The organism is Caballeronia concitans (assembly GCF_001544615.1).
In the GTDB taxonomy this organism is placed as follows: Bacteria; Pseudomonadota; Gammaproteobacteria; order Burkholderiales; family Burkholderiaceae; genus Caballeronia; species Caballeronia concitans.
Window position 1 is genome coordinate 19,707 of sequence record NZ_FCNV02000005.1, and the last position, 15,164, is coordinate 34,870.

Below are 15,164 nucleotides of genomic sequence, written 5' to 3' on the forward strand. Positions count from 1 at the left end.
TGCGAGGCCGTCTAGATCATGCAGCCTCTTCAACTGCTCCTCGTCGAAGACAACGCGCTCGATGCGGAGCTGACCATCGCCCAGCTCGAACGCGCCGATTATGTCGTGGAGGCGTCGATCGTCTACGACTCCGCGAGCTTCATCGCCGAACTCGAAGCGCGTCGTTTCGACGTGATCCTCGCCGATTTCGTGATGCCGACGTTCTCGGGCATCGAGGCGCTCGCCATCGCGAGCGAGCGCGCGCCGGACACGCCGTTCATCTTCGTGTCGGGGCTGCTCGGCGAAGAGCACGCGGTCGACATGCTCAAGCGCGGCGCGACCGACTACGTGCTCAAGCAGCGCCTGCAGCGGCTTCCCGCCGTCGTGCGCCGCGCGATGCGCGAGTCGGCGGAGCGCACGCAACGCATCGCCGTGGAACGGGCGCTGCGCGAAACGGAGACGCACTTTCGCCTGCTGATCGACGCGCTCAAGGATTACGCGGTCATCACGCTCGATCCGGAAGGGCGCATCCGCACGTGGAACGCGGCGTCGGAGCGTATTCTCGGCTTTCCGCCGCAGGACGTGCTTGGGCAGTCCGCGAGCATTTTCTATAGTCACGACGACCGCGAATCCGGCGTGTTCGACAACGAACTGGAAACGGCGCGGCGCGAAGGCAGCGCGTCCGACGATCGCTGGCTCTGGCGCAAGGACGGCCATTCGTTCTTCGCGTCGGGCGTGACGACGGCCATCCGCACCGAGCAGAACGAGCTGATCGGCTTTTCCAAGATCGTCCGCGACGCGACCGACGCCCACATGGCCGCCGACGCGCTGCGGCTCGCGAAGGATCAGGCGGAATCCGCGAATCGCGCGAAGGATCATTTTCTCGCGGTGCTGTCGCATGAGTTGCGCACGCCGCTGACGCCGATTCTCGCCGCCGTGCGCCTGCTCGAAATGAAGCATTCGCTGCCGCGCGAGGCGAGTCCGACGCTCGAACTCATCCGCCGCAACGTCGAGCTGGAAGCGCGTCTGATCGACGACCTGCTCGATCTCACGAGCATCGCGCGGGGCAAGCTGAGCCTGAATTTCGCGAGCGTTGCGCTGGACACGCTGCTCACGAGCGCGCTCGACATGTCCGACGCCGACCTGCGCGGGAAGAATCTCACGCTCGAAACGAAGTTCGACGCGGCGCGCTTCATCGTTTCGGGCGATGCCGCGCGGCTGCAGCAGATCGCGTGGAACCTGATGCGCAACGCGGTGAAGTTCACGCCGGCGGGCGGGCGCATCGAAGTGCGGACGTGGAATCCGGACGACGCGACCATCGCCGTTTCGGTGACGGACAGCGGCATCGGCATCAGCGCCGAAGCGTTGCCGCGCATTTTCTCGGCGTTCGAACAGGCCGACGATTCCATCACGCGCTCGTTCGGCGGACTCGGCCTGGGGCTCGCCATCGCCAGCACGCTCGCGCAGAAGCACGGCGGCACGCTTTCCGCCTACAGCGACGGCCGCGACCAGGGCGCGCGCTTCACGCTGACGCTGCCGCTCGCCCGCGTGCAGCCGACGCACGAGGCCGCGCCGCTTCCGCAGGCCGCGCGCGAGGAGCACGGGCATGCGCTCAAGGTGCTGCTCGTGGAGGACAACGAGCAGACGTCGTCCGCAATGGCCGAAGTACTCGACATGCTCGGCCACGAAGTCACGGTCGCGACGACCGTCGCCGAGGCGCTCGTGTGCGCGAAGAGTGGCCCGTTCGATCTGCTCATCAGCGATATCGGCCTGCCCGACGGCAGCGGGCTCGACATCGCGCGCGCGTGGAGTTCGCTGCAGCCGGGGCGGCCGTCGGTCGCGATCACCGGATACGGCATGGACGAGGACATCCGCCGTTGCCGCGAGGCGGGCTTCCGCGATCATTTGACGAAGCCGGTCAACTTCGCGCGGCTCGAAGCGCTGATCCAGTCCCTCGCGGACGAACTCGCGGGATAGCGGCATGTGAAAAATTGCGCTCCGTGCGCGGAACGATGTCGATTGGCGGCATGCTTGCACGTCGTAGGTTTGACCCGTTCTTCCACCTTTGTCCCTGCACGGAGCCGACATGACTGCATCCAACGTCAAAGCCATTCCCGAAGACATGCATTCGCTCACCCCGCACATCGTGTGCGCGGGCGCAGCCGAGGCCATCGAGTTCTACAAACGCGCGTTCGGCGCCATCGAGATGGGACGGCTGCCCGGTCCCGACGGCAAGCTCATGCACGCGATGGTGAAGATCGGCGATTCGGTGCTCATGCTCGTCGATGAAAATCCCGCCTTCGGCATGCTCGGCGCGACCGCGCTGAAGGGCTCGCCCGTCACCCTCCATCTGTATGTCGAAGACGCCGACGCCACCATGAAGCAGGCCGAAGCCGCGGGCGCGCGCGTGATCATGCCCGTCGCCGAGATGTTCTGGGGCGACCGTTACGGGCGTCTGGAAGATCCGTTCGGGCATCAATGGTCGGTCGCGACGCATGTGCGCGATGTCTCGCCCGCCGAGATGCAGCAGGCCACGTGCGGCCAGCGCGGCTGACGCGCGGGTAATCCGGCAAACGTCACGAAGGAGGAGCGCATGAACAAGATTTCGCCCTGTCTCTGGTTCGACGGCAACGCGCAGGAAGCCGTGGACTTTTATGTCGGCCTGTTCCGGAACGCGCGCATCACGCGGACCCTGCTGCATAACGAAGCGAGCCCCGGCCCGGTCGGCAGCCTGCTTGCCGTGGTGTTCGAACTCGACGGCCAGGAGTTCATGGCGCTCAACGGCGGCTCGGAATTCAAGTTCACGCCGGCCATTTCCCTGTTCATCAAATGCGACGATCAGGCCGAGATCGACCATTACTGGGACGCGCTGCTCGACGGCGGCCAGGCGATGGCCTGCGGCTGGCTCACCGATCGCTTCGGCGTGACGTGGCAGGTCGCGCCGCCGCGCCTGCTCGGGATGCTTCAGGACCCGGACCCGGCGAAGGCGAATCGCACGATGACGGCGATGCGGCAGATGATCAAGCTCGACATCGCGGCACTGGAGCGGGCGTATCGCGGGGAATGATCAGAAGCGGCGCTTCTTCTGCCGTTCGATCAGCTTCCCCGCCATGAACCGGTGATCCGGCGAGAAGAGCCGCCGGTAAGTCAGCACGACCGCGCCGACCACGCCCAGCCCGGACGCCGCCGCGATCAGAAACATGATGACGATCTGATACCGCACCGCCTGCAACGGCGATTGCCCCGCTAGCACCTGGCCGGTCATCATCCCCGGCAGGCTCACGAGGCCGACGACGGCCATCTGATTGAGCGTCGGAATCATGCCCGCGCGCACCGCCTGGCGCGCGGGCCCTTGCGCCGCTTCCCAGCGCGTCGCGCCGAGCGCGAGCGACATTTCGACGGCCCCGCGTCCCGCCGTCAGTTCCTCCGTCATCCGTTCGATGCCGAGCGATACGCCCGTCAGCGTGTTGCCGAGGATCATGCCGAGAATCGGAATGGCGTATTGCGGCTCGTACCACGGATGAATGCGGATGACCGCGAAGAGCCCGAACGCGCCGATCAGCCACGAGGCGCCCCATATCGACACGAGGCTGTCCACGCGCTGACCCGCGTAGGTGCGCCGCCCGCGATTCGACGCCGCGAGGCCGGCGATCACGGTCATCAGCGCCATCAGCGGCAGCACGACGAACCATCGGCTGAACGCGAAGACCCAGCCGAGCACGTAGCCGATCAGCAGCAGTTGCACGACCGTGCGCACCGCCGCGATCGCGAGACGCCGTTCGAGCCCGAGTTTCAGCGCGACCGACAGCGCGCCGTTCACGACGATCAACGCCGCCGCGAGACCGATATCGAAAAGGCTCAGGTTCTGATAGCCGTTCATCGCGCGTCCTTGGGTTCGGCCAGCACGCCCGCCGTCATCGTGAGATGCCGCGCGGCCACGCGGTGCGCCTGCTCCGGATCGTGCGATACCCAGATGCTCGCGCGCGACCGGTTCTCATCGCCGTCGTCGAACCAGGCGGCGACGAGCGCTTCGATTGCGCGCACGGAGGCCGGATCGAGCGATGCGGTCGGCTCGTCGAGCAGCAGCACATCGGGCGCGAGTTGCAGCACGCGAACGAACGCGGCGATCTGCGCCTCGCCGCCCGACAGCTCGCTCGCGGGCTTGTCGAGAAAATCCGCGCCGCGCCCGGCCGCATGCGCGAGGCGCGCGGCGGCGTCGCGATCGAAGCGGGCATCGTGATAGGCCTTCAGCGTGTACGGATAGTGCAGGTTGTCTTCGACGGTGCCGTCGAGCATGGCGGGCCGCTGCGCGATATACGCCACGCGCCGCCGATACGCCGGAATCCCCGCGCGCGCGATGCGTTCGCCGCGCCACGTCACGAAACCTTCGTCGCATGGATCGAGCAGCGCGAGCGTGCGCAGGAACACGCTCTTGCCCGATCCCGACGGCCCGGTGATCGAGAGGCGCTCGCCCGCGCCGAGCGTGAAGTCGGTGCGATGCAGCAGCATGCTGCCGCGCGCCGCGTCGAGGCGCACGACACCATGAGCCGCGACCAGCGGCACGGACGGATTCGTCATTGTTTTGCGTGGGGAAATTTTGACTGCCGCCATCTTACGCGCGATGCGTTTCGGGAAACGCGGGCATGCCTTGTGCTGGCGCAGAGCTAATCAGCAAAAACGGATGGAGCCGACATGGCGCAAGCCCGAACCGCGGGGAAAATCGGGAAGATCGTTGCATGGATCTTCGCCATTCTCGCGATCCTGATCGCGGTGCTCGTGGTCATTTTCCTGACCTTCGACTGGAACCGGCTGCGTCCGTGGGTGGATGACAAGGTCACGCAGGCCATCGGCCGGCAGTTCCATATCACCGGCGATCTGAAGGTCGGCTGGCGTCGTCCGCCCAACGAAACGGGCTGGAAACGCTGGGTGCCGTGGCCGCGCTTTTCGGCTGAAAAGATCACCATCGCGAATCCTGATTGGGCACGCCAGCAGCATTTCGCCACGCTCGACGAAATCGACTTCCAGGTGGCCGTGCTGCCGCTGCTCGCGCACAACATCGTGATTCCGACGATCAATCTCGTGAATCCGTCCGTCGATATCGAACGGCTCAAGGACAATCGCAACAACTGGACATTCAAGTTCAAGCAGTCGACACAGCCGTCGACGTGGAACCTGAAGCTCGGCGACATTTCGCTCGCGAAAGGCACGATCAACGTGCGCGACGAAGTGACGAAGGCCGACATGAACGTTGTCGTCGATACGCTCGGTCAGGCCGTGCCGATCGGCGAAGTGATGAAGCAGCAGGAAGCGGCATCGGCGAAGTCGTCGGCGGAAATGGTCGGCAAGGGCGGCGCCGCGAAGCTCGAAAAACAGGCGGATGTGGCGGCGGCTTCCGAAGCGTCGGCGGCATCGGCGGCGTCGGCGGCTGCGGCGGCGAACGCATCGGCGCCGAATCCGGCGAGCACGTCGGCGCAACAGAGCATCACCACGAAGAACGCGCCGAAGCCGCCCATTCCGCCCTATGCATTCGGCTGGACCGCGAAGGGCACGTACAACGGCGGCAAGGTGTCGGGCGAAGGCAAGCTCGGCGGGGTGCTCGCCGTGCAGGACGCGCAGCGCCCGTTCCCCGTCCAGGCCGATATCCGTCTCGGCGACACGCATATCGCGTTCGTCGGCACCGTGACCGATCCGGCGCATCTCGCGGCGCTCGATCTGCGACTGTGGGTCCAGGCCGTCAGCATGGCGCATCTGTATCCGTTCACGGGCGTGACGCTGCCCGAAACGCCGCCGTTCGCGACCGAAGGCCGGCTGACCGGACAGTTCCGCGAGGAAGGCAACGTCTTCCATTACGAGAACTTCACCGGACGCGTGGGCGGCAGCGACATTAACGGCTCGCTCGTGTATGCGGGCAGGAAGCCGCGTCCGCTGCTGCAGGGCGAGCTCGTTTCGCATCTGCTGCAGTTCTCGGATCTCGCACCGATCATCGGTGCGGATTCGAACGCGAGCAAGGCCAAGCGCGGCGAGGATAAGAAGCAGCCGTCCGCGAAAGCGCTGCCCACCGAGGAGTTTAAAACCGACCGCTGGAAGGCCGTCGACGCGGACGTGAAGTTCACCGGCCAGCGGCTCATCAAGGATCCGAGCCTGCCGATCACCGATCTATACACGCACGTGGTGATGAAGGACGGCGTGCTTTCGCTCGAGCCGCTGAAGTTCGGCGTGGCGGGCGGCACTTTTGCATCCAATATTCATCTGGACGGCAGCAGTGCGCCGCTGAAGGGCAAGTTTTCGGCGGAAGCGCGGCATTTGAAGCTGAAGCAGCTTTTCCCGACCAACAAGACGATGCAATCCGCGCTCGGCGAAATCAACGGCGACGCGGCGCTGTCCGCGACGGGCAATTCGCCGGCCACGCTCGCGGCGACATCGAATGGCGAAGTGAAGGCGCTCGTGACTGAAGGGACCGTGAGCCGGCTATATATGGAAGCGGCGGGCCTGAACGTGGCGAACGTGATCTACGAAAAGCTCTTCGGCAAGCGCGATGTGAACATCAATTGCGCGGCGGCGGACTTCGTCGTGACGGACGGCGTGCTCGATTCGCGCGTCTTCGCGCTCGATACCGACGACGCGGTCATCAACGTCGACGGCACCATCAATCTGAAGAGCGAGGACATGGACCTCGGCATTCATCCGCATACCAAGGGCTTCCGCATCTTCTCGCTGCGCTCGCCGCTCTACGTGAAGGGCACGTTCAAGGACCCGCACGTCGGCGTGAACGTCGGGGCGCTGGCGGTGCGGGGCGGGGCGGCGGTCGGACTCGGCCTCATCAATCCGTTCGCCGCGCTGATTCCGCTCATCGCGCCGAGCAACAACAAGCCGCTGCCTTGCCACCAGATGCTCGCCGACATGCGCAAGGCGCCGACCGCGCCGCCCGCGGGCGTGAAGGAGAAGGCGAAGGCCGCGCCGGCGTATATGTCGTCGGATGCGGCGGCAAGCGGGGCGGCGGCCGGCGCGGGCAAGAAGCCGGCGCAGAAGCCGGCCGCGCCGATCGGGGCGAGCGCGGCGCAGTATCGAGGAAGCTGAGCGGTTTGGGTGGACGGCGGGCGCGCGGCGTTTGCCGATGCGCCCGCGTGTATCGAAGAGAAACGAGAGACACGCGCTATCTGCATAGCGCGCTCATAAGGTCAGCGGGTCAAACGGAAATTCCCGGTCCGCCGTTGCTGCCGAGCATCTGCTCGACTGCGTCGGCGTCTTGATAGTCCTGCTCGGGCAAACCATCGAACACGGTGATGACATCGTTGCTGACGCCGGCTTCGCGCGCTGCGTCCACGAGCGCATCCTTGTTCGCGGGATACGTCACGCGGCGCAACACCTGCGCGATTTCGTCGTCGATCGGCTCGTCGTTCAATCCGTGTTGCTGGGATGGCTTGTCGGTCATCGTGGCGTCCTGTTGATGTTATTGGAATCCGGAAGCTGCGAGCGAGGATCAGGTCTGCACTTGAATCGCCTGACTGGCCATGCCATGACTCGGCGCGCGCGATTTCGGCAGCGGCACGTGACGCCAGCGCGCATGGTCGAGACTTTGCGCCGACACTTCCGGCGCGGGCGGAGCGACCGGCCCGGCATTCAGGCGCAACGCGGCCCGCGTGGCGGATGCAACGGCCGCCGATCCATCCGACGAACTCGTGTGCAGCGGCGCGGCATAGCACGACACCGAAACCAGAGCCATCGACAACAACGTTGAGGTCTTCATCGGGTAACCCCTCCTCACCTAAGCAGCGAGTAGCATCAAGCAAAGCATATGCCGATGCAGCACTCGCATGCCGTCCGCGCGTCGGCACTCAACGCGCCGCTGCGCACGGGCGCGACGAGCGGGCGTCGCGCGAAGATACTTCGAGTAATGCGTGAACTCTCCAACGAGTCGATGACGTCGCGCGCCTGATCGCGCGCGCCGGTAATGCGCCACGAAATTGCACGGCCGCGCAGTTTCAGCGCGGCGTCGGGTTCAAGCGGAAGTATGCGTCGAGTAGCGAGGTCTTGTACACGACGCCGAGCAGAAGCGGTTCGCTCTTGCGCTCGATCACCGGCAGCCGTTCGCCCTGGAACGCGAGGAAGTGCTGCAGCGCTTCGCCGAGCGACATGTCGGGCGTGAGCACGTCGAATTGCGGCTGAAGATAATCGGCGGCGGTTTTCGTGGCGGTATCGTGTTCTTCGAGCAGATCCGACGTGATGTCCTTCAGCGCGACCACGCCGCGAAAGTGCTCGCCTTCATCCACCACGTAGAGATACTTCACCGGATATTCGAGGAACACGCGCGTCATGTCCTTCACGTTCGCGGTGAGCGGCACGACGGTGTCGGCGGGCTTCACGAGTTCGCGCATCTGCGTGGCGGCCAGGCGCAGGCGTTCCTTCTCTTCGCGCGTGCGCCGCAGCGTGACTTCGTACATCGACGTCTGCTCGGACGTGCGCGCGATGAAATACGCCACCACGCAAGAGAGCATGAGCGGCAGCACGACCTGATACGACAGCGTCATCTCGAAGATCATGAGAATCGCCATGAGCGGCGCGTGCGTCGCGGCGGCGAGGAAGGCGCCCATGCCGACCATCGCGTAGGCGAACGGGGCCGACGTGGCATGCGGCCAGATGGTGTGAACGGCGATGCCGAACAGACAGCCGAGCACGGCGCCGACGAAAAGCGTCGGCGTGAAAATGCCGCCGACCGCGCCGGAGCCGGCGGTCGCGGCCGTCGCGATGATCTTGAAGGCGAGCACGGTCAGGAGCGCCGTCCACGTCCACGGCTGATGCAACAGCGAGTTCACCACTTCGTAGCCGTTGCCCCAGACTTGCGGCCACCAGATCGAAATGATGCCGACGATCAGACCGCCCAGCGCGAGCCGCAGCGGCAACGGCAGCGGCAGCAGCGAGAAGCGCTTCTTCGATGCCGCCAGAAGCCGCAGAAAGTGCGGCGCGAGCATCCCGCACAAGAGGCCGAGCACGACGAAGAGCAGCACTTCGACACCCGCGATGGTCGGAAACACCGGCATCTCGTACGGCGGCCGATAGCCGGCGAACTCGCGCATCGTGATGTTCGCGACGACCGAGGACACGACGATCGGCCCGAAGCTCTCCATCGCCATCGAGCCGAGCACGATCTCCGTGACGAAGAACGCGCCCGCGATCGGCGCGTTGTACGCCGACGTGATACCCGCCGCCGCGCCGCACGCAACGAGCAGACGCAGGCGCGGCGGATCGAAGTGGACCCATCGCCCGATGAGCGACGACGCGAGCGCGGCGAGCTGCACCATCGACCCTTCGCGACCGATGGAGCCGCCGCTCGTGATCGTGAACAGCGACGACAGGCTGCGCCAGAGACTTTGCTGCACGGGCACGGCGCCATCGCCGATGGTCACTGCTTCCATGTAGTCGGTGTTGCCGTTCTTCTTCGTATGCCGCCGCGCGACGATCAGGCACAAACCGGCGATAAGGCCGCCCGCCGCCGGAAGCACAATGCGCGCGGGCCACGGCAGGCTGTTCGCCAGCGCGACGAGTCCCTCGGAACGATTGCCGAGCAGCAGTTGCGTCCACGCGATGCCTTCGCGGAACACGATTGTCGCCAGCGCGCCCGCCACGCCGACGACCACGGCCCAGATGAGCATGGTGTGCGAATCGGACAGGCGAAAAAGCCGTTCGGCGCGCGTTCGCAGCTTGAGCAGAAATGAGAGCACGAGTTGTTAGCTGAAAACGTGGATAGCTAAGAAGCAAACGGAATAAGAGCGCCGCAAGGATAGCATTGCGCGGCGGGCGCATCGCCGCTTCGTGCGCAGAAAAAAGCCCGGCTCGCGTGAACGGGCCGGGCTTCATCGTGATGGCGGGCGCGTATTCGGGTGCGTCACCACTTCGGCGCGAACGATGGATTCGCGTTGCGCTTGCCCTCGTCGAGCTTGTCGATGCGAGCGATGTCATCGGCGTCGAGCTTGAGCTTCTGCGCGTCCCAGTTGATCTGCTGATGCTCCGCGTTCGTCGATGCCGACAGCACCACGATATCCCGCGACAAGAGCCACGCGAACGTCACCTGCGCGGGCGTCGCGCCATGTTTCTCGGCGATGGCCTTGATTGTCGGATCGTTGTGCGCGCGGCCCTCGCCGAGCGGCATGTAAGCGGTCACCTTGACGCCGAGCCGCTGCGTCGCTTCCACGAGCTCGCGGTTCGCGAGGAACGGATTCACTTCGATCTGATTGGTCACGATCTCGTGGCCGCCCGGCGCGTTCAGCGCCTCTTCGAGCAGCGGCGCCGTGAAGTTCGACACGCCGTAATGGCGGATCAACCCGCGCTTTTGCGCTTCCTGCATCGCGGCGAGCGTCTCGGCGATGGGCACCGCGCCGTCCGGCGACGGCCAGTGCACGAGCGCGAGATCGATGGTGCCGATGTCGAGTTGCGCATGGCTGTCTTCGAGGCTCGCGATCAGCTTGTCGCGCTCGAGCCGCTCCCACCAGACCTTCGTCGTCACCCAGACGTCTTCGCGCGGGATGCCCGAGTCGCGCACGCCCTGACCGACGGCGGCTTCGTTCTTGTAGAACTGCGCGGTATCGATGTGACGATAGCCGATCTGCAGCGCGCTCTTGACGGCGTGCACGGCTTTCTCGGCGTCGACGCGAAACGTGCCGAGACCGAAGGAAGGAATCGTTTCGACCATGGTGGCTCCTGTTATGAACAAGTGGGCATCGAATGGAACGCGCGGCTTACTTCGCGTCCTGATCGAGTTCGGGATAGTGGCGGAAGATGCCGGATTCGTTGAACGGAATGCGCCGTTCAGAATCCACATACGCCGCGATGTTCGGCCGCGCGAGGACGGCATCGTGCAGCGCGGCCACGCGCGGATAGTGCTTCGACAGCGTCTTCATCGCGCGAGGGAATGCATAATGCAATCCCTCGACGAGCTGGAACATCGACAGATCGACGTAAGTGACCGTGTCGCCGACCATCTGTTTATCGCCATGCGGATTCTGTTTCAGCACGCGCTCGAAATAGCCGAAGAACTTCGGCACGCGTTGCTCGATGAAGCTCCTCGCGCGAATCTTCGCGGCGTCCTTTTGGTCTTCAAAATACAAATCGGTGGCGAGCGGGTGATGCGTGTCGTGGACTTCGGTCACGAAATCGGCAATCGTCAGTTGCAGTCCATGCGCGACGTATCGCAAGCCTTCGTCCTTCGGCGCGAGATTCAGCTTCGGACCGAGATACAGCAGGATGTTCGCGACATGCGGCACGATCAGTTCGCCGTCTTTCAGAAACGGCGGCGCAAACGGAATATGCGGCTCGCTCTTGCTGTTGAGCACCTTCATCATCGCGTCCATGCCGTAGCCGCTTGTCTTCGATTCGCGGGCAACATCGATGTATTCCGCGCCGGCATCTTCCAGCGCGAGCCGCACGAATTCGCCGCGGCCTTGCAGACCGTCCCAGTAATAGAGTTCGTAAGCCATGCGTGAGGTCCTCGTCAGTCGTGCCGCAAGCGGCGGTCGTTGTTTATTGAAGCACGATTCGACGCGTGTTCGTTTGGGCGAAAGCAGTAGCGCGAGCAACGCCTATTCCCACTCCTGAGCCTTACACGCAGCGGTTCGGCCAAGAAAAAGCCCCGGTGTAGAATGGTTTTTTGCATGTTGCATGCCGCCGGTTGCATGCAGCATGCCGAATGCAAAAGCACATATCGACTTGGAAGCGGAGAAGGGATGGACAAGCAAGGCTTCACCACGGGCATCGTTCACGGCGACAGAAACACGGGTGTCGAGCACGGCGGCCTGCGCCAGCCGATCCATACATCGGTTCAGTATGGCTTCGATCGCGTGGAAGACCTGATCGGCGTGTTCCAGGGCACGAAAAAAGGCGGTTTCAATTACGCGCGCCAGGGCACCCCGACCACCGCCGCGCTGGAACGCAAGATCACGAATCTCGAAGAAGGCGTCGGCTCCATCTGCTTCAGCACCGGCATGGCCGCGATCACGGCCGTGTTCCTGACGCTCTTGCGCGCGGGCGATCATCTCGTCGCAAGCCGCTATGTCTTCGGCAACACGAACAGTCTGTTCGGCACGCTGCGCACGCTGGGCGTCGAAGTGACGACCGTCGATGCCGGCTCGCGCCAGAACGTCGCCGATGCCATCAAGCCGAACACGCGCATGGTCTTCGTCGAAACGATCGCGAATCCGGGCACGCAGATTCCGGACCTCGAAGGCATCGGCGAGTTGTGCCGCGAGCGCGGGCTGGCCTATGTCGTCGACAACACGATCACGTCGCCCGCGTTGTTCCGTCCGAAAGACGTGGGCGCGAGCCTCGTCATCAATTCGCTGACGAAAACCATCGCCGGTCATGGCGCGGCGCTCGGCGGTGCGGTGACGGATACGGGGCGCTTCGACTGGAGCCAGTATCCGAACATCGCCGACGACTATCGGCGCTCCGCACCGAAGGAACAGGGGCTGCTGCAAATCCGCAAGAAGGGGCTGCGCGACATGGGCGCGGCGTTGTCGTCGGAGCAGGCGCATCAGATCGCGCTGGGCGCGGAGACGCTGGCGTTGCGCGTCGGGAAGTGCAGCGACAACGCGCTTGCGCTCGCGCGCTTTCTCGAGCGGCACGATGCGATCGGCAACGTGTTCTATCCGGGGCTCGAGAGCCATCCGCAGCATGGCATCGCGAAGTCGCTGTTCAAGAGCGGTTCGTGGCTGCTGTCGTTCGAGCTGCGCAATCCCGAGAAAATGGTCGATGTCATCAACGCGCTGAAGCTGCCCGTCAAGGCAACGGGCCTGGGCGACACGCGCACGCTCATCATCCCCGTCGCGCCGACGATCTTCTTCGAAGCCGGGGCGGACACGCGCAAGGCGATGGGCATCTCGGACGGCATGATCCGGCTTTCGGCGGGCATCGAGGAAATCGACGATCTCATCGCCGATTTCGAGCAGGCGTTGCGGCTCGCCTAATTTGGTTCTTTGAATGCGGCATGCTGCATGCAATCGAAAGTAGCAAAATGCGAAAGGCCGCCTTCATTTGAAGGCGGCCTTTTGCATTATTGATGCAGCTCGGTTCAGCCGAACAGGCGCTCGACGCCGATCGTGATCGCGAGTCCGCCGCCGATGAGCCATGCATACAAAATCGCGCCGGTTGCAATCGCACGCGGACCTGCTTCGCGAATTTGCGCGATGCGCGTTTCCATGCCGAGGGCGGTCATCGCCATCGTGAGCGCGAAGGTGTCGAGCGTGTTGAGCGTGCTGATCGCGGTATCGGGCAGGATGTGCAGCGAGTTCACGACGACGAGCGCCAGAAAACCGAGCGCGAACCACGGCACCGCGAGCTTGCCCTTGCCGGCCTGGGACGCTTCGTCCTTCGCGCCACGCGACCGGCTCACCCAGAACCCGACGAAGAGCAGCACCGGCACGAGCAGCATCACACGCGTCATCTTGACGATGGTCGCAATGTGCGTCGCTTCCGGACTCACGTTGCTCGCCGCGCCGACCACCTGCGCGACCTCGTGAATCGTGCCGCCGAAGAAGAGGCCCGCGCCGAGCGTGTCGAGATGCAGCCAGCCGGCGTGCATCGCAAGCGGGTAGAGGAACATCGAAAGCGTGCCGAACAGCACGACGCTGCCGACGGCCATCGCGCTCTTGTGCGGCTTGGATTGCAGCGTCGATTCGAACGCGAGCACGGCGGCCGCGCCGCAAATTGCGCTGCCGGCGGCGGTGAGGAGCGCGGTATCGCGATCGAGCTTCATCAGCTTCATGCCGGCCCAGGTGCCGATGGCGAGCGTGCTCACCACGACGAGCACCGACACGGTGATGCCGGCCAGTCCGACATGCGCGATCTCCTGAAGACTCACGCGCAGCCCGAAGAACGCGACCGCGATGCGCAGCAGCTTGCGCGCCGAGAAGTTGACGCCTGCGGCCCAGCTTTGCGGCATGCCGTCCTTGAGCGCGTTGCCGTAGATGGCGCCGGCGAGAATGCCGACGATGAGCGGGCTGATCCCGAGTCCGGCGATGGCGGGCAGCGCCGAAAGCCGCGTGACGGCGGCCGCGAACAGCCCGACGAACAGAATGCCGTTGAGTTGCCCGCGCGTGGCAGAGTGCGAAGCGGCCGGGGCGGACGATTGAACCGTGGACATGGTGAGCGTCCTTGCATGCAAAGTTGATCCAGTGCCCATATCCTAGTCTCGATATATGCATATGAGAAATCGTGATTTAGAATGCCAAATATCGGCCATTCTGATATTTTGAATGCATGACCCCCGAGCAGCTGATAACTTTCGCAACCGTCGCCGAGCATGGCAACATCAGCCGTGCGGCGGTCGCGTTGCATCTGTCGCAGCCGGCGGTTTCCGGTCAGCTTCGACTGTTGCAGGATGAGTTCGGCGAGCCGCTGTATCAGCGCGACGGTCGCGGCATCCGCCTCACGCCCGCAGGCGAACAATTGCGCATCTACGCCGAACGCCTGCGCGAAACGTTTCAGGCCGCCCACGCACTGCGCGATGCGATGCGCGGCCTCGAACGCGGCACCTTGCGCGTCGGCGCGAGCACGACGCCCGCGAGCTATCTGTTGCCGTACCTGATCGCGGCATTCCACAAGCAATACCCCGATGTCGCGGTGACGACCATCGACGGCAATACGACTGAAATCGTCGCGGCGCTCGGTTCGCTCGATATCGCGATCATCGAAGGGCCGGCGGGGCTGGAACTGCCGCCGACGGCGGGCGTGACCGCGTGGCGCGAGGACGAGATCGTGGCCATCGTGCCGGGCGGCCATCCGCTGGCCGACGGCCGCGAGGCCGCGACGCTCGCCGAGGTGAGCGAGCATCCGCTCGTGTTGCGCGAGCGCGGGTCGGGTGTGCGGCAGATCGTCGAGCGCGCGTTTGCGGAGGCGGGCGCTCAGATGCGCGTCGGGCTGGAAATCGCCGGCGTGGAGGGCGTGAAGGAGGCCGTGCGGGCGGGCATGGGCGTCGGTTTTGTATCGGCGATGTCGATTCGCCACGAGTCCAATGTGCTGCGCCGTCTTCACATTGCTCCGGCTCCGCTGACGCGCCGCTTCTCAATCCTCGTGCCGCACGCGGCCGCGCCTTCGCGGGCGGCGTCGAGATTTCTCGAGCTTTGCGAGCAGTCGGATTCGATCGGCTAGGGAATTCCACTATGGCGCCGCGTGAAGCGTCGAGCGCACTATTCGTC

The 15,164-nt window shown here is 64.7% G+C and carries 14 protein-coding genes; 6 read left to right on the top strand and 8 right to left on the bottom strand.

Translation table 11 applies throughout. From position 1 onward, the window contains the following. Positions 1-18 precede the first annotated feature (18 nt). From AWB72_RS14310 to AWB72_RS14320, 3 genes are all read left to right on the top strand, one after another. Positions 19-1,956: a hybrid sensor histidine kinase/response regulator gene (locus AWB72_RS14310; protein ID WP_040048410.1), complete on the top strand. Its 1,938-nt coding sequence runs from the start codon at positions 19-21 to the stop codon at positions 1,954-1,956. Between the two features lie 109 nt (positions 1,957-2,065). Beyond that, positions 2,066-2,533, top strand: coding sequence for a VOC family protein (locus AWB72_RS14315; protein WP_040048411.1), 468 nt, complete (start codon positions 2,066-2,068; stop codon positions 2,531-2,533). 39 nt (positions 2,534-2,572) lie between these two features. Further along, positions 2,573-3,046 (top strand): VOC family protein, encoded by a 474-nt coding sequence (locus AWB72_RS14320; RefSeq protein ID WP_040048412.1) that lies wholly within the window; start codon positions 2,573-2,575, stop codon positions 3,044-3,046. On the opposite strand, the gene AWB72_RS14325 is transcribed toward AWB72_RS14320, so the two are convergent. Both AWB72_RS14325 and AWB72_RS14330 read right to left on the bottom strand, forming a co-directional pair. Further along, complete coding sequence (locus AWB72_RS14325; RefSeq protein ID WP_040048413.1) at positions 3,047-3,859, bottom strand: ABC transporter permease; 813 nt, start codon at positions 3,857-3,859, stop codon at positions 3,047-3,049. Then, positions 3,856-4,557 carry an ABC transporter ATP-binding protein gene (locus tag AWB72_RS14330; RefSeq protein ID WP_040048414.1) on the bottom strand — a complete coding sequence of 234 codons (702 nt, stop codon included), beginning with the start codon at positions 4,555-4,557 and terminating at the stop codon, positions 3,856-3,858. The genes AWB72_RS14325 and AWB72_RS14330 overlap by 4 nt, the downstream gene beginning before the upstream one ends. Before the next feature lie 114 nt (positions 4,558-4,671). Here AWB72_RS14330 and AWB72_RS14335 point away from each other — a divergent pair, with 114 nt between their 5' ends. Then, complete coding sequence (locus AWB72_RS14335) at positions 4,672-7,056, top strand: AsmA family protein (RefSeq protein ID WP_087128146.1); 2,385 nt, start codon at positions 4,672-4,674, stop codon at positions 7,054-7,056. A 109-nt stretch (positions 7,057-7,165) separates the two neighbouring features. Here the strand turns inward: AWB72_RS14335 and AWB72_RS14340 are convergent, their stop codons facing one another. The 5 genes from AWB72_RS14340 to AWB72_RS14360 form a co-directional block, all read right to left on the bottom strand. Then, complete coding sequence (locus AWB72_RS14340; RefSeq protein ID WP_040048416.1) at positions 7,166-7,411, bottom strand: DUF2795 domain-containing protein; 246 nt, start codon at positions 7,409-7,411, stop codon at positions 7,166-7,168. Between the two features lie 48 nt (positions 7,412-7,459). Beyond that, positions 7,460-7,726: a hypothetical protein gene (locus AWB72_RS14345; protein WP_040048417.1), complete on the bottom strand. Its 267-nt coding sequence runs from the start codon at positions 7,724-7,726 to the stop codon at positions 7,460-7,462. A gap of 235 nt (positions 7,727-7,961) precedes the next feature. After that, positions 7,962-9,698: a ClcB-like voltage-gated chloride channel protein gene (locus AWB72_RS14350; protein WP_040048418.1), complete on the bottom strand. Its 1,737-nt coding sequence runs from the start codon at positions 9,696-9,698 to the stop codon at positions 7,962-7,964. A gap of 164 nt (positions 9,699-9,862) precedes the next feature. Then, positions 9,863-10,666 (bottom strand): aldo/keto reductase, encoded by an 804-nt coding sequence (locus tag AWB72_RS14355; RefSeq protein ID WP_040048419.1) that lies wholly within the window; start codon positions 10,664-10,666, stop codon positions 9,863-9,865. A gap of 46 nt (positions 10,667-10,712) precedes the next feature. Next, positions 10,713-11,450, bottom strand: a complete 738-nt coding sequence (locus AWB72_RS14360; RefSeq protein WP_040048420.1) for a glutathione S-transferase — start codon at positions 11,448-11,450, stop codon at positions 10,713-10,715. A gap of 246 nt (positions 11,451-11,696) precedes the next feature. Here AWB72_RS14360 and AWB72_RS14365 point away from each other — a divergent pair, with 246 nt between their 5' ends. Next, positions 11,697-12,935: a cystathionine gamma-synthase family protein gene (locus AWB72_RS14365; protein ID WP_040048421.1), complete on the top strand. Its 1,239-nt coding sequence runs from the start codon at positions 11,697-11,699 to the stop codon at positions 12,933-12,935. Between the two features lie 104 nt (positions 12,936-13,039). Here AWB72_RS14365 and AWB72_RS14370 read toward each other — a convergent pair whose 3' ends face one another. Then, positions 13,040-14,110: a YeiH family protein gene (locus AWB72_RS14370; protein ID WP_040048422.1), complete on the bottom strand. Its 1,071-nt coding sequence runs from the start codon at positions 14,108-14,110 to the stop codon at positions 13,040-13,042. Positions 14,111-14,226: 116 nt separating this feature from the next. On the opposite strand from AWB72_RS14370, the gene AWB72_RS14375 reads away from it, so the two are divergent. Then, on the top strand, positions 14,227-15,117 hold the full coding sequence (locus AWB72_RS14375; RefSeq protein ID WP_040048423.1) for a LysR family transcriptional regulator: 891 nt from the start codon (positions 14,227-14,229) through the stop codon (positions 15,115-15,117). The last annotated feature ends 47 nt before the right edge of the window (positions 15,118-15,164 follow it).